General features: G+C 72.9%; 13 protein-coding genes and 1 pseudogene. 5 read left to right on the top strand and 9 right to left on the bottom strand.

The features are described from left to right. Window positions 1-2: 2 nt before the first annotated feature. From FDO69_RS33395 to fahA, 8 genes are all read right to left on the bottom strand, one after another. Window positions 3-2,927 carry a fumarate reductase/succinate dehydrogenase flavoprotein subunit gene (locus FDO69_RS33395; RefSeq protein WP_234388203.1) on the bottom strand — a complete coding sequence of 975 codons (2,925 nt, stop codon included), beginning with the start codon at window positions 2,925-2,927 and terminating at the stop codon, window positions 3-5. Between the two features lie 11 nt (window positions 2,928-2,938). Further along, on the bottom strand, window positions 2,939-3,760 hold the full coding sequence (locus FDO69_RS33390; RefSeq protein WP_234388202.1) for an ABC transporter ATP-binding protein: 822 nt from the start codon (window positions 3,758-3,760) through the stop codon (window positions 2,939-2,941). Beyond that, window positions 3,744-4,622, bottom strand: a complete 879-nt coding sequence (locus FDO69_RS33385) for an ABC transporter permease (protein WP_104785695.1) — start codon at window positions 4,620-4,622, stop codon at window positions 3,744-3,746. The genes FDO69_RS33390 and FDO69_RS33385 overlap by 17 nt, the downstream gene beginning before the upstream one ends. After that, window positions 4,619-5,965, bottom strand: coding sequence for an ABC transporter substrate-binding protein (locus FDO69_RS33380; RefSeq protein WP_104785692.1), 1,347 nt, complete (start codon window positions 5,963-5,965; stop codon window positions 4,619-4,621). The genes FDO69_RS33385 and FDO69_RS33380 overlap by 4 nt, the downstream gene beginning before the upstream one ends. A 15-nt stretch (window positions 5,966-5,980) precedes the next feature. After that, the gene (locus tag FDO69_RS33375) at window positions 5,981-6,208 is read right to left on the bottom strand and encodes a 4Fe-4S dicluster domain-containing protein (protein ID WP_043497678.1); all 228 of its coding nucleotides are present in this window, start codon (window positions 6,206-6,208) and stop codon (window positions 5,981-5,983) included. 33 nt (window positions 6,209-6,241) lie between these two features. Next, window positions 6,242-7,030, bottom strand: coding sequence for a GntR family transcriptional regulator (locus tag FDO69_RS33370; protein ID WP_170320979.1), 789 nt, complete (start codon window positions 7,028-7,030; stop codon window positions 6,242-6,244). A gap of 338 nt (window positions 7,031-7,368) precedes the next feature. Next, window positions 7,369-8,307 (bottom strand): M56 family metallopeptidase, encoded by a 939-nt coding sequence (locus FDO69_RS33365; RefSeq protein WP_104785802.1) that lies wholly within the window; start codon window positions 8,305-8,307, stop codon window positions 7,369-7,371. A 281-nt stretch (window positions 8,308-8,588) separates the two neighbouring features. Further along, the gene (fahA, locus tag FDO69_RS33360; RefSeq protein WP_104785689.1) at window positions 8,589-9,800 is read right to left on the bottom strand and encodes a fumarylacetoacetase; all 1,212 of its coding nucleotides are present in this window, start codon (window positions 9,798-9,800) and stop codon (window positions 8,589-8,591) included. A 379-nt stretch (window positions 9,801-10,179) separates the two neighbouring features. Here fahA and FDO69_RS33355 point away from each other — a divergent pair. The 5 genes and pseudogenes from FDO69_RS33355 to FDO69_RS33335 all read left to right on the top strand — a co-directional run bounded on the left by FDO69_RS33355 (window position 10,180) and on the right by FDO69_RS33335 (window position 17,426). After that, window positions 10,180-11,453 (top strand): annotated as a pseudogene (locus FDO69_RS33355) (DegT/DnrJ/EryC1/StrS family aminotransferase). Next, window positions 11,446-13,746, top strand: coding sequence for a lipopolysaccharide biosynthesis protein (locus FDO69_RS33350; RefSeq protein ID WP_234388200.1), 2,301 nt, complete (start codon window positions 11,446-11,448; stop codon window positions 13,744-13,746). The pseudogene FDO69_RS33355 and the gene FDO69_RS33350 overlap by 8 nt, the downstream one beginning before the upstream one ends. Window positions 13,747-14,008: 262 nt before the next feature. After that, window positions 14,009-15,826 carry a glycosyltransferase gene (locus FDO69_RS33345; RefSeq protein WP_104785686.1) on the top strand — a complete coding sequence of 606 codons (1,818 nt, stop codon included), beginning with the start codon at window positions 14,009-14,011 and terminating at the stop codon, window positions 15,824-15,826. Further along, window positions 15,823-16,263 (top strand): hypothetical protein, encoded by a 441-nt coding sequence (locus FDO69_RS33340; protein WP_104785683.1) that lies wholly within the window; start codon window positions 15,823-15,825, stop codon window positions 16,261-16,263. The genes FDO69_RS33345 and FDO69_RS33340 overlap by 4 nt, the downstream gene beginning before the upstream one ends. Beyond that, window positions 16,260-17,426: a glycoside hydrolase family 26 protein gene (locus FDO69_RS33335; protein ID WP_234388199.1), complete on the top strand. Its 1,167-nt coding sequence runs from the start codon at window positions 16,260-16,262 to the stop codon at window positions 17,424-17,426. The genes FDO69_RS33340 and FDO69_RS33335 overlap by 4 nt, the downstream gene beginning before the upstream one ends. Window positions 17,427-17,438: 12 nt before the next feature. Here the strand turns inward: FDO69_RS33335 and FDO69_RS33330 are convergent, their stop codons facing one another. Then, on the bottom strand, window positions 17,439-18,194 hold the full coding sequence (locus FDO69_RS33330; protein WP_104785797.1) for a polysaccharide deacetylase family protein: 756 nt from the start codon (window positions 18,192-18,194) through the stop codon (window positions 17,439-17,441). Window positions 18,195-18,307 lie beyond the last annotated feature (113 nt).

Raw genomic sequence — 18,307 nt, 5'->3', positions numbered from 1 at the left:
GGTCACAGCGCCCGTCCCGCGTAGGCCCTGACATCCGCGTCGGAATCCGTCGTCGCCGTGGCGAGGGCCGCCCGGGCCTCCTCGGTGGTGCGGTGCCGGGTCAGCGCGAGCACGGCGGCCTTGCGGACGTCGGCGTTGGCGTCGGCCAGGGCCTTGGCGAGGGCCGGGACCGCCACGTCGGCGTCGGCGACGGACAGGGCCGTCGCCGCTCCGGCCCGCACCTGCCAGGCCGGCTCGGCCAGGGCGGCCACGGCGCGTGCGGTGAGGGGCGCCGGGCAGCCGGTGGTGCCCAGTGCTCCGTAGGCCGCTGCCCGCACCAGGGCGTCGGGGTCGTCGAGAAGGCCGGTGAGGGCCGCTTCGATCGCGCCCGCGGTGGGGTCCGTGCCGTCCGGGACGTCACCCGCCGGCCGCTCGGCACTCACCGTGGCCAGGCCCTTGGCGATCGCGACCCGTACCTCGCGGGAGGGGTCGGTGCCCGCCGCACCGGCCAGTTCGCCGGCCGCGTCGACCGACACCAGGGCCCGTACGGCCTCGATGCGGACGGCGATGTCGGAGTCGGCGAGGGAGGTCGCGAACAAGGCGGCGTCGCCGAGGCGCAGGGCGCGCAGGACGTCCAGGGCCGCCGCGCGGACCACCGGGTCCGGCTCGGCCAGGGCGGCGGCGAGGCCGTCACGCAGATCGGGCTCGGCCGGGAGCGTCTCGACGAGCTCCCGCAGTGACGCGGCCGCGGTGGCCCGGACCTCGGCGGCGGTGTCGCGCAGGGCGGCGGCGAGGCCGTCACGCAGATCGGGCTCGGCCGGGAGCGTCTCGACGAGCTCCCGCAGTGACGCGGCCGCGGTGGCACGGACCTCGGCGGCGGTGTCGCGCAGGGCGGCGGCGAGCGCGGTGCCCGTCCCGGGCGGCAGTGTCTCGGTGAGTACGGCGACGGCCTCGCGGCGGACAGCGGGCGTGGGGTCCGTCAAGTACGGCTGGAGGGCGTCGAGTTCTGGCTCCTCCTCGGCGAGGGCGACGAGTTCGAGCAGGCGGGCGGAGGACTCCTCGCCGGAAGGGGCGGTGACCGAAGTCTCCGGCGTCGGGGTGGGCTCCGGATCCACCGTTCCCACCGGGGCCGCGACCGGCGCCACGTCCCGCGAGCCCGCCATGGCCACATCCTCGGCGTGCACCTCGCCGAGGACACGGGACGGACCGCCGACGGGGTCGAAACCGTCGACGGGAACGAGATAGGGAGCCACGGGACGTGCCGTGAACTCCATCGCACCGGAGGGGGACTTGTGCAGATCGAGGTGATGGAACCAGGACGCGTCGTCACGCTGGGGGTGGTCCAGGCGCTCGTGGTAGAGGCCCCAGCGGGACTCCGTGCGGGCCAGGGAGGAGCGCGCGGCCATCTCCGCGCAGTCGCGGATGAAGGTGACCTCGGCGCAGCGCATCAGCTCGTGCGCGGTGCGGGCGCCCATCTCGGCGATGTCGGTGTGCATCCGCTGGAACGCCTCCAGGGCCAGCGACAGCCGGGCACCGGACTTGGGCGGGGCCACGTAGTCGTTCACGAAGCGGCGCAGCTTGTACTCGACCTGGGGCTGCGGCGGGCCGTCGGGGTTGCGCAGCGGGCGGTAGATCAGCTCGTGCGCCTCCCGGAGCTGCTCCGCGGGCAGCTCGCCCGTGTAGGCCTGGTACTGCGAGGCGTCCGCGCCCGCCAGGTCACCGAAGACGAACGCGCCGATCATGTAGTTGTGCGGGACGCAGGCCAGGTCGCCGGCCGCGTACAGCCGTGGGACGGTCGTGCGGGCGTGGTCGTCCACGCGGACGCCGGAGGCGGAGTGGCCGCCGCACAGGCCGATCTCGGAGATGTGCATCTCGATGTCGTGGGTGCGGTAGTCGTGGCCGCGCCCGGAGTGGAAGGTGCCGCGGGTGGGGCGCTCGGTGGAGTGCAGGATCGTCTCCAGGGCCGAGACCGACTCCTCGGGGAGGTGGCTCAGCTTCAGGTAGACGGGGCCCCGGTCGGACGCCACCTCGGCGGCGAACTCGGACATCATCTGACCCGACCAGTAGTCGGAGGCGACGAAGCGTTCGCCGTGCCGGTTGACCTGGTAGCCGCCGAAGGGATTGGCGACGTAGGCGCAGGCCGGGCCGTTGTAGTCCTTGATCAGCGGGTTGATCTGGAAGCACTCGATGCCGGTGAGCTCGGCGCCCGCGTGGTAGGCCATGGCGTAGCCGTCGCCCGCGTTGGTGGGGTTCTCGTAGGTGCCGTAGAGGTAGCCGGAGGCCGGCAGGCCGAGGCGGCCGCAGGCGCCGGTCGCGAGGATCACCGCGCCCGCGCGCACCTGGACGAACTGCCCGGTGCGGGTGTTGAAGCCGGCCGCGCCCACGGCCTGCCCCCCGGCGGTGAGGACGCGCACCGGCATGACCCGGTTCTCGATGCGGATCCTCTCCCGCATCTCGCGCCTCCGCAGTTGCCGGTACAGGACCTTCTTGACGTCCTTGCCCTCCGGCATCGGCAGTACGTAGGAGCCGGAGCGGTGTACCTGGCGGACGGAGTAGTCGCCGTGCTCGTCCTTTTCGAACTTCACCCCGTAGGACTCCAGCCGCTGCACCATGTCGAAGCCGCGGGTGGCGGTCTGGCGGACGGTGGACTGGTCGACGATGCCGTCGTTGGCGCGGGTGATCTCGGCGACGTAGTCGTCGGGTTCGGCCCGGCCGGGGATGACCGCGTTGTTGACGCCGTCCATGCCCATGGCGAGCGCGCCGGAGTGGCGGACGTGCGCCTTCTCCAGCAGCAGCACGTTCGCGCCGTGCTCGGCGGCGGTCAGGGCGGCCATGGTGCCCGCGGTGCCGCCGCCGATGACGAGGACGTCGCAGGTCAGTTCCTCGGCGTCGGCGAGGGACGGGACGGCCAGGGGGGTGTCCGCAGGGGGGTTCACGGAGGTGGTCACCGGGGTGCCTTTCACGTACCGAGCGAGGTGAGGACGTCGCGCCGCAGGGCCACGCGCGCCGGGTCGTCGTGTGCGCCGCGCTCGCGCGGGCGGGGGATGTCCCGGACGGCGACGAGGCCGCCCGCGCCGAGCAGGGCCACGCGGTCGCCGAGGAACAGGGCCTCGTCCACGTCGTGGGTGACGAAGACGACGGTGGCGCCCGTGCCCTGGAGCACCTCCACCAGCAGGTCCTGCATCCCGGCGCGGGTCTGCGCGTCGAGCGCGCCGAACGGCTCGTCCATCAGGACGGCGCGCGGGCGTCCGGCCAGGGCGCGGGCGAGCTGGACGCGCTGGCGCTGGCCGCCGGAGACCCGGTGCGGCAACTGCCGTGCCTGCGAGCCGAGTCCGACCCGCTCCAGCCAGGCCTGGGCCTGTTCCCGGCGCTCGGCGCGGGGCACGCCGCGGATGGCGAGGGGGAGTTCGACGTTGGCGCGCAGGGTGCGCCAGGGGAGCAGGGCGTCCTCCTGGAAGACCAGAGCCCGGTCGGCCGAGGGGCCGGTCAGCGGGTGCCCGTCCTGGGCGATCTCGCCCGCGAGCGGCGGCAGCAGGCCGGCCAGGGTGCGCAGCAGGGTCGACTTGCCGCAGCCTGAGGGGCCGACGACGGTGAGGATCTCGCCGGGGGCGATGTCCAGATCGACCTTGTCCAAGGCGGTCGCGCCGGGGCGGCCGAGGGAGGCGCCGCTGAGGCTGAGGCGGGTGCCGCGCACCGGGGCGGCGCCGGAGGCGGTCTCGGGCGAGGTGTCCGGGGCAGCCCCGGGCGGGGTGTTCGGGACGGTCTCAGACGAGGTGCTCATCGCGGGCCTCCTCGGATCGAGCCCCGCCGGGGACGGCGGCGGGGGCGGCCGGTGCCGGCTTCACGGACCGGTTGGTCCGGGGCGGCCGGGCACCGGGCACGTACGCGGTGCGGGGGAGCCAGCGGGTGAGGCGGCGGCCCAGGAGTTCCACGGCGGTGGAGGTGAGCCAGCCGAGCACGCCGATGGTGACCATGCCGACGAACACGCCGGGATAGTCGACGACGGTGTAGTCCTGCCAGGTGCGGTAACCGACGCCGTACTGGCCGGAGATCATCTCGGCGGAGATCACACAGATCCACGAGACGCCGATGCCGACGGACAGGCCGCCGAACACGCCGGGCAGAGCGCCCGGCAGGACGACCGAGCCGAGGATGCGCCACCGGCCGCCGCCCATGGTGCGCACGGCCTCCTCCCACACGGGCGTCAGGGCGCGCACCGAGTGCCGGGTGGAGACCAGGACCGGGAAGAAGGCGGCGGTGCAGGTGATGAAGACGATGCCCTGCTCGTTGGAGGGGAACAGCAGGATCGCGACGGGCACCAGGGCGATGGCCGGGATCGGGCGGATCACCTCCAGCACCGGGCCGAGCAGGTCCTCGGCGAGACGCGAGCGCGCCACGAGCACGCCCGTGGCCACACCGAGGACGGCGGCCAGCAGGAAGCCGGTGAGGATCCGGGTGAGGCTGTCGGTGAGGTCCGTCCAGTAGTCCGGCCCGGAGACCCGGGCGGCGAAGGCCCGGGCCACGTCGGTGACCGTCGGGAACTGCGAGAAGCGCAGCCACAGGTCGACGTTCAGGCTGGTCAGCGCCTGCCACAGGCCGAGGGCGGCGACCAGCGAGAGGACGCGGAGCGCGTACCGCCTCACGACGCCCGCTCCAGAGCGTCGGCGTAGGAGACGACCCGCGCTCCGCCGTGCCCGGCGATGTACGTCTGCGCGGTGTCGGGCGCGACGAAGGGCAGCAGCCTGTCGCCGTCGGCCACCCACACGGCCTTGTCGGCGAACCAGAGGGTGCCGGTGGTGGTGTCGGGGACGTAGGCGGCGCGCAGGTCGTCGCGGTGCCCGGCGACGTAACGCAGCAGCTTGGAGGGAGAGTCGAAGGTGACGGTCTTGGAGGCGCTCTTGGGCCAGGCCTCGCTCGCGGCCGGTGCGGGCTTCGTGGCGAGATGCTTGGTGTACGCCGTCGTTCCGAGGGCCTTCTTCACGTACTGGTCGTCGACGAAGGAGTCGACGTCCACGTCTCCGGTGAGCTTCGCCGACTTGAGGATCGAGACGTCCTGCTTCAGCGCGGAGACGAGCTGGGGCTTGATGGCCGGGTCGAAGGTGGCGATGCCGTGATCGCCGTTGTAGAGGTAGACGACCTCGGCGGGCAGGCCCGTCGCCTTAGCGACCTTCTCGGCGGCGTCCACCGGGTGCTCGTTCAGGTAGTCGGTCGCCTCCGCCTGGGCCTTCAGGAACGCCTCCAGCACGGCCGGGCGCTTCTTCGCGAAATCCTCGCGGGCGGTGACGCCGTGGAAGGTGGGCAGGTTCAGCCGGGCGCCGTCGTAGATCGCCTTCGCCTTGCCCTGGAAGGCGAGCAGGCCCGGCCAGGCGACGAACTGGGACAGGGCGTCCGTGCTGCCCGCCGCGAGGGCGGAGGCGCCGACGGAGGGCTGCTGGTTGAGCTTCTCGATGCCGCTGTTCGGATCGATGCCGGCGCGCTGCAGGGCCCGTACGAGGGTGCCGTCGGCGGCCGAGCCGACACTCGTGGAGACCTTCTTGCCCTTCAGGTCCTTCAGGGAGGTCAGCTTGGAGTCCGGCGCGGTGACGATGGTGTTGAGGCCGCCGCGGAGGTTGTAGCCGGTGACCGAGACCAGGCGGGTGGGGCTGTTCAGCTGCTTGCCGCGGGCCGCGTTGATGAGGAGCGGGAAGTCGCCCATCGAGCCGATGTCGATCTTCCCGGCGGTCATCTGGGCGGTGATGGGCGCGCCGGTGGCGTAATCCTGCCAGTCGACCTTGTAGTGGACACCGTCGTGCAGGGCGTTGAGCTGCTTCTCGAAGGAGCCGAGGGAGCGGAGCAGGGTGCCCGCCGTGACGGTGTTGATCGTTCTGGACTGGTAGCCGACGGTGACGGTGACCGTCGAGCCGCTGCCCGCCTCCGCGTCACCGCCGCAGGCGCTGAGCGGGAGCAGGAGGACGACGGCGGATATCGCGACGACTGTGCGTTTCATAATGGTTCGGGCCTCTCACCGGAGCAGATAGGGCATGTTGACCGTGACGGCTCCGGTGGGGCAGCGGGCCGCGCACGGGCCGCAGTACCAGCACTCGTCGACATGCATGTAGGCCTTGCCGTTGCGCTCGTCGATGGCGAGGGAGTCCAGCGGGCACATGTCCACACAGAGCGTGCAGCCGTCGATGCACTTCGACTCGTCGATGGTCACGGGCACGTCGGCCCGCTGGGGCACCAAGGGCATGGCTGTCTCCAGGGATGTGCGCGAGCGGGTTGGCTACCGGTTCCGGTGCAGCAGGCCGCTCATGGTGATGCGGTCGCCGCGGAAACGGATGAACTCCAGGTCGACCGGGCGGCCGTCCGCGAGGTGGGTGAGGCGTTCCAGCATGAGGACGGCGGCGCCGCGCGGGGCCTCGAGCACGGCGGCCGAGTGGGTGTCCGCGCTGACCGCTTCCAGGGTGATCTCGGCGTGGCCGAGGCGCTGGCCGGTGACGGCTTCCAGGAGGCGGAAGACGTCGGTGTTCTCCAGATCGGCGCCGAGCAGCTCGGTGCCGATGTCGAGGGGGATGTAGGTGAGGTCGAGGGACAGGGGCAGTCCGCCGAGCCTGCGCAGGCGTTCGATGTAGAGGACGTCGGTGCCGGGCGCGAGCCCGAGGCGGTCGGCGACCGGCGCGGGCGCCGGGGCGGGGCCCATCGTGCGGACCTCGTTGGTGACGCGGCCGTGTTCGCGGAGGGTTTCCGCGAGGCCCATCAGGCGGTCGAGGCCGTGGGGGTACTTGTGGGCCACGACCACGGTGCCGACGCCGGGCTGACGCTCCACGAGGCCCTCGGCCCGCAGCAGGTCGAGGGCCTCGCGGACCGTGTTGCGGCTCGCGCCGTACTCGGTGGCGAGGGTCGACTCGTGAGGGAGGACCCCGTCGGGGAAGGCCCCGGTGAGCAGCAGCCGCCGGAGCAGGTCCGCCAGTTGCCGTGCCCGGTCGGCGCGCAGCCGTCGCCGCGCGCGGTGGGCGGCGACGGTGGTCGCGGCTCCCTGTCCGGCGTGGTCTCGGATGCGGTCACTGGGCATGGTTCGGACCATACCTATCCGATAGGAAAAGTGGTGTTGCGGGAATGTTGCGCCACCGGGAATGTGACGCGCCCGACGAGTGAGCTGGCCGTTTGGCCGGCCCCTGACCGGATCCGCCACCGACCGCCCGGCCGGTGCGGCGCCGACAGCCGACCTCCTCTGGGCCGGTGCCCGCTGCGGAAGCCGGTCGCCTCTGGGCCGGTGCCCGCTGCGGAAGCCGGTCGCCTCTGGGCCGGTGCCGCTACGGAAGCCGGTCGCCTCTGGGCCGGTGCCGCTACGGAAGCCGGCCGCCTCTCGGCCGGCGCCGCACCGACAGCGCCGTTTCTCGGCCGGTGCGGTTACGACAGTGCCGTCAGGCCCGGCGCGAACGCGATCAGCAGGGGCAGCAGCGGCACGAGCGCCGCCGTCGTGGTGGTCAGGGCCCGGTGCCGGCGGCCCAGCCGGGGCGGCGGTTCCAGGAGCCGGTCGACCCGCTCGCCCAGCAGGCGGTGGCTGGAGGCGCAGGACAGCACACCACGGTGCTGGTTGAGCTCGATCAGGGCCAGGGCCGTGGTCAGGTGGCCGCAGCGGCGGGAGGCCGTGTCGTCGGCGGCGAGTTCGACCAGGCGGTGGGTCTGGTCGCAGAAGTGGGCGAACAGCGGGATGCGGGGGAAGCCGGTGGCCAGGGCGGTGGACAGGTGCAGCAGCCAGTCGTGGCGGGCGCGGGCGTGGCCCCGCTCGTGGGTGAGGACGGCGTCGAGCTGGTGGCCGGTCAGACGGTGCAGGGCACCCGTGGTGACGACCAGCTGGGGTGGGTGGCCGGGCATCCACCAGGCGTCCGGGTACTCGTCCTCGAGGACCAGCAGCGGACCCCGGGCCGCGGGCAGTCCGGCCGGCAGATCGGGGGCGCGCTCCCGCAGATGGGCCCGGGCCTGGGCCCGGCGTCGGCGCGCCTCGACGAGTTCCCGCGCGAGCATCGCGGTGGTCCAGGCGGCGCCGCAGGCCAGCAGCAGGGTGAGCGCGGCGGCCCACGGAGGGGCGGCGGACAGGTCGTACGCCGCGGTCACCGCCGGTGGTGCCGGGGCGAAGAGCTGCGCGCGGACCGTGCCGAACACGGCCGCGGCGCCCAGGGAGAGCGCCGTCACGCACGCCAGCAGCACGGTGGCGACCAGGCACTGCCAGACCCACAGCGCGACCACCGGTTCCCGCTCGGGCCAGGACGCCCGGGTCAGCGCACGGGGAACGGGGACGGCGGCCGTCACGGCGACGACGCTCAGCAGGAGCAGGCAGACGGTCATGGCCACGGGCTCCGGTTCCTCGTCACAAGAGGGGCTGCTACGGGTCGTGCGGGGGAGGGCGGCAGCCGAGCGCACCGGTGGCCACGACGAGCGTGGCGGACGTGCGGGCACACCGCCCCGCGCCCAGTATGACGGGCCGGGCGGTCTACGTCAGGGGTCGAACGACATCCGAACAGGACGAGCGCCGACGGAGCAGAGCCGGAGGGGGCGCCGGCCTGCTGCCCTCCGGCCAATTCCGAGGACTCGGACCGTCACCGGCCGGGACGCGGCCTCACCCGGACTCAGCCCTGGACCACCCGCCCCGTCACCTCGCCGAGCCCGACCCGCACACCGTCGGGCCCCGGGGCCCAGGCCGTGAGGGTCACCTCGTCGCCGTCTTCCAGGAACGTGCGCTTGCCGTCGGGGAGTTCGAGCGGATCGCGGCCGTTCCAGGTCAGCTCCAGCAGGGAGCCGCGTTCCCGTTCCGCCGGGCCGCTGACCGTGCCGGAGCCGTAGAGGTCGCCGGTGCGCAGGGAGGCGCCGTTGACGGTCATGTGGGCCAGCTGCTGGGCGGCCGTCCAGTACATCGTGGAGAAGGGCGGCTCGGAGACGACGTGGCCGTTGACGGCGACGCTGATCCGCAGGTCGTAGCCGCCGGGTTCCTCGTCGCTGTCGTCCAGGTAGGGCAGCAGCTCGTGCGTCCGGGCCGGAGGCGCCACGAGGGCCTCCTCCAGGGCGTCCAGCGGGGTGATCCACGCCGACACCGACGTGGCGAAGGACTTGCCGAGGAACGGGCCGAGGGGCACGTACTCCCAGGCCTGGATGTCGCGCGCGGACCAGTCGTTGAGGAGGCACAGCCCGAACACGTGCTCGCGGAAGTCGCCGAGAGCCACCGGCGCGCCCATCCGGGAGGGCACGCCGACGACGAAGCCGACCTCGGCCTCGATGTCCAGGCGGACGGAGGGCCCGAAGACGGGAGCGGCGTCGGCGGGGGCCTTGCGCTGCCCGGACGGCCGAGGGACCTCCGTGCCGGAGACGACGACCGTGCCGGAGCGGCCGTGGTAGCCGATGGGCAGGTGCTTCCAGTTGGGGGTGAGGGAGTCCTCGGCGTCGGGCCGGAACATCTGCCCGACGTTCCGGGCGTGGTTCTCGGAGGCGTAGAAGTCGACGTAGTCCGCGACCTCGAACGGCAGGTGCAGGGTCACCGACGACAGGGGGTGGAACAGCGGTGCGACGGTCTCGCGGTGGGACGGCACGGTCACCCAGGCGGTCAGCGCCCGGCGGACGTCCGACCAGGCCGTGCGGCCGGCGGCCAGCAGCGGGTTGAGGGTCGGCTGTGCGAGCAGGGAGGCGTAGGGCGAACCGAGCGCGTGGGCCGCCGCGCCCGCGTCCAGTACGTGGTCGCCGAGCCGGACGCCCACGGCCCGGTGGGACGAGCCGGGCAGGGAGAACACGCCGTACGGCAGGTTGTGCGGGCCGAAGGGATCGCCCTCGGGGACATCGAAGGGGGGCATCGGGTGCTGCCTCGCTTTCGGGTGTGCCATGTCGTCGCCACGTGTTCGTGGTCATGCCACACGTTACGGGTGACGCACCGGTCATGGGCAGAGTCCGAGGAGGCGGAGACGGGCGAACGGGGCAGGTGGGCCCGGGTGGGACCGGACGGGGCGACTCCGGCGCGCCGGACGGGACGCCGCATTCGTACGTGCCGGAAGTTATCCACAGGACGCGACGCAATCTTGACGGAGCGGTGCGAACGGGGCGACTCTGGGCGGGTGCCGGAAGGCCTCGGGGAGGGGGCTTTCCCACGGCACATCTGGGGGGCGGATGGCCATAGGGGAGGCCGGTCCGGGTTCGGTGCGGCGTGGTGCACAGCCGAAGCGGCTGGAAGAGACCATGCGCGTCCGGCTCGGCCGGGAATGTGTGTACGTACCGTCGTGCCGTTTCGGGCTGTACGTGGCGCTGCGCCACTGGTGCCCGCCCGGCGGACGGGTGCTGATGTCGCCGGTCAACGACGACGTGATCTTCTTCGTCGTGCTCGCGGCCGGACTGCGCCCGGTGCAGGCGCCGTTGAACCCGCTCGACGCGTCCATCGACATCGATGCCGTGCCGGACGAGGTGTGGGGCTCGGTGTCGGCCGTGCTCACGACGCGTTGAACCCGCTCGACGCGTCCATCGACATCGATGCCGTGCCGGACGAGGTGTGGGGCTCGGTGTCGGCCGTGCTCACGACGAACCTGTACGGGAACCCGGACCCGGCGCCACGCCTCAGGCAGAAGTGCGACGCGTTGGGGATCCCGCTGTTCGAGGACGGGGCGCACGCGATCGGCAGCCGGGTCGGCGACCGGCCGGTCGGTGCGTGGGGCGAGGCATCCGTGTTCAGCCTGTCCAAGCACGTCGGGGCGAAGGCCGGAGGCATGCTCTCGCTCGCCGATCCGGGGTTGCGGGAGGCGGTGGAGAAGACCTGCGAGGGACTGCTCGCGCCGCGCCGGGCGAGCGCCGAACTCGCCTATCTGGTCCGGCCGTACGCGGAGGCGACGGTGCGCGGGCTGCGGCTGCGGCGCGCCGCCTGGGCCGCGATCCGGCTGCTGGGGCTGGCGGACCGCGAGGAGATCCGGATGCCGCTGCGCCCGGACGAACTCGCCCTCGCCGCCCGCCACACGCCCGGGCTCGACGCCCACCACCCGTGGGTGCGCGTCGACATGCACGACTACCGCCTTCGGTCCGGTCGGCTGCGGCTGCGCCGCATCGGCCACAAGCTCGACCGGCTGGACGACGTGCTGGACGCCTGCCGGGTGGGCACGGAACTGCTGCTGTCCACCCCCTGGGCCAAGCCACGCGACGGCCAGGGGACGCAGCCGCTGTTCCGGGTCCCGCTGTTCGTGGCCGACCGGGACGCGGCGATCGCGGCGCTGGCGCGGCAGGGCATCGTCGTCGGCTACCTCTACGACCCGCCCCTGGACGACTACGCAGGTGCGGAGTTCACCGACCCCTCACCGGCTCCCGAGGCGGCCCGCTGGTTCGCGCGGCACGCGCTGCCCGTGGACCCGCAGCGGGCGCGGACGGTCATCGAGGTGCTGGAGCGGTCCGGGGCGCAACCGGCCCCGGCACCGGGAGAGCTGCCCGGCGACAGGCCGACACCGGGAGGGCTGGGACGCTCCCGTGGCTGAGATCCAGGTGCACGAGCCCGCCGCCGCGCGCACCGACGGCGGCGGGCCGAAGCCTGCCGACAGCGACCACACCCACGACTCGCTGTTCAAGAACGCCTACTTCCTCATGCTCAGCACCGGCGTCTCCGCCGTACTGGGCCTGGGATTCTGGCTGGTCGCCGCCCGCTACTACACGGAGGAGGCCGTCGGCCAGGGATCGGCCGCGATCGCCGCCATGCGGCTGCTCGCCAGCATCACGGCGACCACGATGATCGGTGCCGTCGTCCGCTTCGTCCCGCGCGCCGGGCGGGAGACCGGACGGCTGGTGTGGGGCACGTACGTGGCCAGTTCACTGGTCGTGGCGCTCGCCGCCGCCGTCTTCCTGCTCACGCTCGACGCCTGGGGAGCGTCCTACGCGCCCCTGGGCACGCCCATGGCGGGTGCGGTGTTCGTCGCCGCCTGTGTGGCCTGGGCGTTGCTCACCCTTCAGGACGGGGTGCTCACCGGGCTGCGCAAGGCGGAGTGGGTGCCCGCCGGGAACGCGGTCTTCTCGGTCGGGAAGCTGGCCCTCCTGGCCGTCTTCGCCGGCACGCTGCCGGTCCTCGGCATCTTCGTCTCCTGGGCGGTGGCGATCGCCTTCTCCACCCTGCCGCTGGGCTGGCTGATCTTCCGCCGGCTCATCCCTCGCCAGGCGGCTGCCGACCGCGACAAAGAACCCCCGAAGATCCGGGACATGGGCCGCTTCCTGGCCGGCGACTCGCTGGGCGCCCTGTTCAGCCTGGCGATGATCAACCTGCTGCCGGTGATGGTCGCGGTCCGCTTCAGCGCCGCAGAGAACGGCTACTTCTACGTGGCCTACACCGTCGGCGGCACGATGGAGTTCATGGCCATCAACATGGCCTCGTCGCTCACCGCGCACGCCTCGCACGACCCGCGCCAGCTCGCCGACGGCGTCCGGGGCGCCCTGCGGCGCATGACACTCCTGCTGGTCCCGGTCGTGGCCGTGCTGGTCGTCTTCGCCCCGTACATCCTCACGCCCTTCAGCCCGGACTACGCCGAGCACGGCTCGACCGTGCTGCGGCTGCTCGCCCTCGGCGCCCTGCCTCGGGTCGTGGTGGAGCTGTACATCGGCGTCCTGCGCGTCCAGGGGCGCACGGGTGTGCTGGCCGCGCTCCAAGGGGCCATGTGCGCCCTGGTGCTGGGCAGTGCGGCCATGCTGTTCACCCCATCCGGGATCGCGGGCGCCGGCTGGGCGGTGCTGCTGAGCATGACGCTGATCGCCGTGGTCTCCATGGCCGGACTGCGCTCGGCCCTGCGCCACGACGACAGCACCCCGGCCGTCCGTCCACCGGCCGTCCCCGCCTACGGCACCCACTGGGCGAAACTCAACGCCACCGCCGGATACGGCACGACCTGGGCCCGCCGGGCCGCCTACCAGTCCAAGGACGGCGACCAGGACACGGTCACGCTGTTCATCGGGCGCCCCGGCTACGAGCGCGAGGCGCTGCAGGCGGACACACTGGCGCTCATCGTGCGGCCGGACGGACCGACCAGGGAACCACCGCCCCACGAGGCCTTGGAACCGGACCGGAAGCCGCAGGAGCGGCGGCTGCGAGGCGCCCTGTGGAGCCTGCTCGGTGTCGCCGTCGTCTTCTTCTGGGCCCCGCTGCGCGACCTGCCCTGGCTCGATGGGGCATCCGAAGCCGCTCTGTCCGGGCGTCAGCTGCTGGAGGGTTTGCCCCTGCCGTCGCTCACCGCGGGCGGCCTGCTGCTCGTGGTGTTCGTCGCCGCCGTCACGCTGAGCACCCGGCACGACCCGTGGTTGCCCGGCACGGCACTGTGCGCCGTCCTGTGCGCCCTGTACGCCGCACCGGTCGCCCTCGGACGGGAACCGCGGCCGGTGCACGGGGCGTTGTACGAGAAGACCGCCGGCTTCCTGGCGGGCGCGGTGGGTCTCGACGGGCCCGAGCCGCTGCTGCGCTGGGCGCCGCCGGTCTGCCAGCTGCTGTGTCTCGTACCGCTGGGGCTGCTGCTCGCGAGCGCGGGCGGCCGGCTGACGTGGCCGGGGCGCTGGGGGGTTCTGTATCTCGTCGCGGTCGGCGGCTGGGTGTGGCGCGACGCGCTCGCACCCCTCGCGCCGCCCCTGCTCCTCGCCCTCACGCTGCTCCTGTTGCTCCACCGCGCCGCCTCGGCGTGGGCGCGCTCCCGCACCACGACCTCAACCGGCCCGCCGGTCCAGTCGACCGAACGGCCGACGGACCACCGACCGGCCGGCCCCGCGACTGATCACACCCGAAGCCGGCCCCGCGACTGATCACACCCCAAGCCGAGACCGATCCGATCACACCCGAAGCCGAGACCGATCCGAGCTCAGGCCCGAAGAGCCGAAGCGAGCCGAAGAGAGCAACAGCCAGGGGGGAACCACCGTGCGTCCGCCAGTCACACCGAGGGAGAGATCCACGCCGGAACCCACACCCGCACGGGACGGCGCGAACACCCCCGCCGGCGGCCCCGAGACGGCCAGCCAGTCCTCCAGTCCCTCCTCCTCGGAGTCGTCGAGCCCCGCCCACGAGCCCGTGACGGATCTGTCCGACCTGCCCCCCGCCTGGTCCGGCCGCCGCGCGCTCGCCTGGCCCGGTGTCCCGCTGCTCGTCGCGCTCGCGCTCTGGGCGTACGCCGTGCGGCACACCGACGTCTCGCGGCTCGACGACTACGGGCTGGTCAGCGCGCTGCACCCGGCCTTCTGGGCAGGGCTCGTGGTGCTCACCACCGGGTTCTTCCTCACGGTCCGCGACGCGCGCCGCCCGGGAGCCTGGTCGGCGGCGTACGTGCTGGGCCTGCTGGTGATGGAGCGGGCCACACAGGCCGTGCTCTACCCGACCCCGCTGTACGCCTGGGCGTGGAAGCACGAGGCGGTCATCGACCATCTGCTGACGGCCGGCGGTCTGCAGACGGCCGATCAGGTCGGCGACATGGCCGTGTACGACCAGTGGCCGGGCTTCTTCGCCGCCCAGGCCGCCCTGCAGCGGCTGCTGGGCGTGGACTCGACGGCGATGTACATGGCCTGGTGGCCCCTGGTCTCCAGCCTGATGCTGCTGCTCCCGCTGCTGCTGATCTACCGCACCTTCACCGAGGACCGGCGGCTGATCTGGACCGCGGTCTGGCTCTTCTACGTCGCCAACTGGGTCGGGCAGGACTACTTCTCCCCCCAGTCCGTGGCGTACGCGCTGCACGTGGGGGTGCTCGCGGTCGTCCTGCGGCGCTTCGGCCGGTCCGCCGTGCGGCGCGGGCAGCCGCGGCAGGCGGTGTGGACGGTGGTGATCACCGTCATGGTCGTGGCGATCGTCATCTCCCACCAGCTCACCCCGGGCATGCTGGTCGTCTGCCTGCTCGCCCTGTGCCTGAGCCGCCGCTACCGCGACTGGGTCCCGGTCGTCACGACCGTCGTGATCTTCCTGGCCTGGTGCCTCACGGCCGCGCTGCCCTTCCTGTCCGCGGCGATGCCGGACATGATCCGCTCCATCGGGGACGTCGGCGCCAACGTCGAGACGGGCTACGGCGCCACCCCGACCGGCACCGGAGCGATCATGACGTCCTGGGCGGCCCGGCTGCTGTCCGGTTCGGTCCTGCTGCTCGCGGCCGTCGGCGTGTGGCGCCAGCGGGTCCTGCGCCACCGCGCCCGGCCCCTGCTGCTGGTCGCGGCGGCCCCGCTGCCGATGTTCGCGGCGAGCAGCTACGGCAGCGAGATGATCTTCCGGGTGCTGCTGTTCATGCTGCCCGGCGCCGCCTTCTTCGCCGCCGCGGCGCTGCTGCCCAAGGTCCGCACCCTGGCCGCCGACGCCGCCGCGCAGGAGGCCGGCGAACGGCAGGCCACCGGCCCCGCCCGGGCCCGCCGGTGGGGGACCGGCACCTGGGTGCCGCTGGCCGCACTGCTCGGCACCACCCTGGCGTTCGTGCCCGCCTACTCCGGCAAGGACCGGATCAACTACTTCCCGCCCCAGGAAGTGGCCCTCGTACGGCAGCTCTTCGACCAGGCGCCCGACGGCTCGCTGGTCGTGGCCGCCAACCGCAACTACCCGGACGCGTACGCCGACTACTGGAGCGTCGACCACTACTGGTTCCTCGACGACGGCCGCAGTCACGTCGACCGGATCGTCAGGAAACCCGCCGCCACCCTCGCGCGCGACATGGCCGGGGTGGAGCGCCCGGCCCGGGCCTACTTCCTGCTCACGCAGGGGCAGTTGGCCAACTCCGAGATGAACGGGCAGCTCGACCGGGCGCAGCTGGAGCGCATCCAGAAGTCCGTCGCCGCATCGCCGAGGTTCCGGCTCGTGGCGGAGAACAGCGCCGGATGGCTCTACGTACTGAAGCAGTCAGGGGGAGCGGAGCGATGACACCGCAGGAACTCGTGGTCCGGATGCTGCCCCCGTTCGGCGGCTGGCTGGCGCTGGCCGCGCTCGCCCTGCCCGGAGGATCGCCGCTGCGGGGCGCCGCGGTCGTGCTGTTCCTGGCGGCGGGGCCGGGCGCGGCCGTGGTCAGAGTCTGCGCCCCCGTCCTGGGGGCGCGGCCCGCCGAAGGGCCCGTGGAGCGCCGGGACCCCAACTTCGCCCGCCACTCCGACCTGTTGGAGCGGCTGATGCTGACGCTGTTCCTGAGCGTCGGCGCCGTGATGCTCGTCGCGACCGTGCTGATCGCCACGCACACCTTCAGCGCCCAGCGGGTGCTGCTGACGCTGACGCTGCTGACCACACTCACCGCGTTCTGTCCGCCGCTGCGCGCCTCCCCGCAGCCGAGGACGACACCGAGGACACCGAAGGGTTCCGCTCAGTGAGGTTCAACCGCCCCCACCGTCCCTTTCGCCGCACGCCGCACGCCACCGGAGGCCGGCACCGCGGGAAGCCGCACGAGGACGACGCGCGCCAGGACCTCCCGGTCTCCGGCCCGCTGGCATCGAGCCGCCGCCGACTGCTGATCACGTCCGCCACGGTGGTCAGCGCGGTCCTGGTCGCCGTACTCGCCCTGCGGAACGCCTCCGGACCGCAGGAGCAGGGAGCAGCCGGTTCCCGGGCGGACTGCCGCCCGACGGCCCTTCTGGTACCACCGTGCGGCGCCTGGTTCGGGGCGTTCGTGCCGCACGAGCGCGACGACCTGCCGGAGAAGGTGCGCGCCTACGAGAAGCGGGTGGGCCGCGAGCTGGACATCGTCTACACGTACCACGACATGTCCCTGCCCTCGGGCACCCGGCGGGAGGGACAGCTGCTCACCCCGGAGGAGCGGCGCGTGGGCGAGGACCACCTGCTGCTGCTCTCCTGGGAGAGCAAGTGGTGGGGCGGCACCAGGCAGCAGCAGCCGACCTGGAAGCAGATCGCGGCCGGGGAACTGGACGACAGGGTCATCGACGTCCAGGCTCGGCGCATCAAGGACTACGGCAGGAAGGTGTTCCTCTCCTTCGACCTGGAGATGGACACCCGCACCCCGGAGAGCGGCACTCCCGCCGACTACGTGAAGGCCTACCGGCACATCCACGACCGGTTCCGCGCCCTGGGCGTGGACAACGTGGTGTGGACGTGGATCACCACCGGGTACCTCGACCACGCCGACGAGATCGAGAAGATGTACCCGGGCGACGACTACGTCGACTGGGTCGGCTACAACCAGTACAACTACTACCTCTGCCACGACGCGGGCTGGCTGACCTTCGCGCAGACCCAGAAGGCCACGCACGACTGGATCCGCGCGAACATCTCCGACGACAAGCCGCTGATGCTCTCCGAGTTCGGCACCGCCGCGGACGTCGACCGCCCGCAGCGGCAGGCCGAGTGGTACGCGCGGGTGCCCGGCGTGCTGAAGGGCCTGGACGGCGTCAAGGCCGCCCTCCAGTGGAACTACCGCGACCCCGGTCCGCACTGCAACCTGGCGGTGGCGAACGACGCGGCCTGGGACAGCCTGCGCAAGGCCGTCTCCGACCCGTACCTCAACCAGCCGCTCAGGTGACCCGGCCCCCGGTCACCCCGCGAATTCGGGCCCGTGCACGACCGCACGGGCCCGCCGGTACCACCGCCAGGCGATCGTCTTCGGCCCGTCCCGGTACGGCGCGATCCGCGCGCCCGCCCCGGCGAGCCATCCCTCGACGTCGGCGACGGTGTGGGTGCGCCGGACGATGAGCCGGGCGATGCGGTACCGCTCGTCGCGGTCGGAGCTGAGCGCGTGCCGCACGGCCGTCGCCGTCTCGTAACCGGCCCGGGCCGACATGACCCGTACCCGGGGGCTGTTGTAGCCGTGCGGGTAGGCGAGGTGCCGGACCTCGTGCCCGAGGGCGTCCTCCAGCACGGCCTTGGAGGTGCGCAGTTCGTACGCCAGCGCCTTGGCGGACAGGGTGTCGAGCTGCGCGTGCGTCACGGTGTGGCTGCCGATCTCCATGCCGGAACGTTCCAGCTCTGCGGCGCCGGCCAGGCTCATCATCGGCGCGGGCGGCAGCAGACTGCGACCGCCCGGGGCGATGGCGCCGGTGGTCAGATAGGCGGTGGCGGGCAGCGCGCGTGCGGCCAGGGCCTCGGCGGTGGGTCCGGGCAGATCGGCGAAACCGTCGTCGAAGGTGAGCAGCACGGGCCGGGGCGGCAGCGGGGCCCGCCCGGCCAGATGATCGGCGATCGCGCTGATCGTGACGGGCGTACGACCGCTGCGGACCACGGCGTCGAGATGCGCGGCGAACTGCTTCGGCGTGACCGTGAACTCGGCGATCCAGTCCGGCGGATCGTCCATCACGCAGTGGTACAGGAAGACGGGGACGGCGGGAGTGCCTTCGGCAGGAGGCGGGGCTGTCGGCCCCTCACCCTCCCGCACACCCCGTTCGGCCCGGCCTCTGCCGTCCGTCT

It is taken from the genome of Streptomyces tibetensis (assembly GCF_007655005.1).
GTDB lineage: Bacteria > Actinomycetota > Actinomycetes > Streptomycetales > Streptomycetaceae > Streptomyces > Streptomyces tibetensis.
This window is presented reverse-complemented; position numbering and strand designations above follow the sequence as displayed.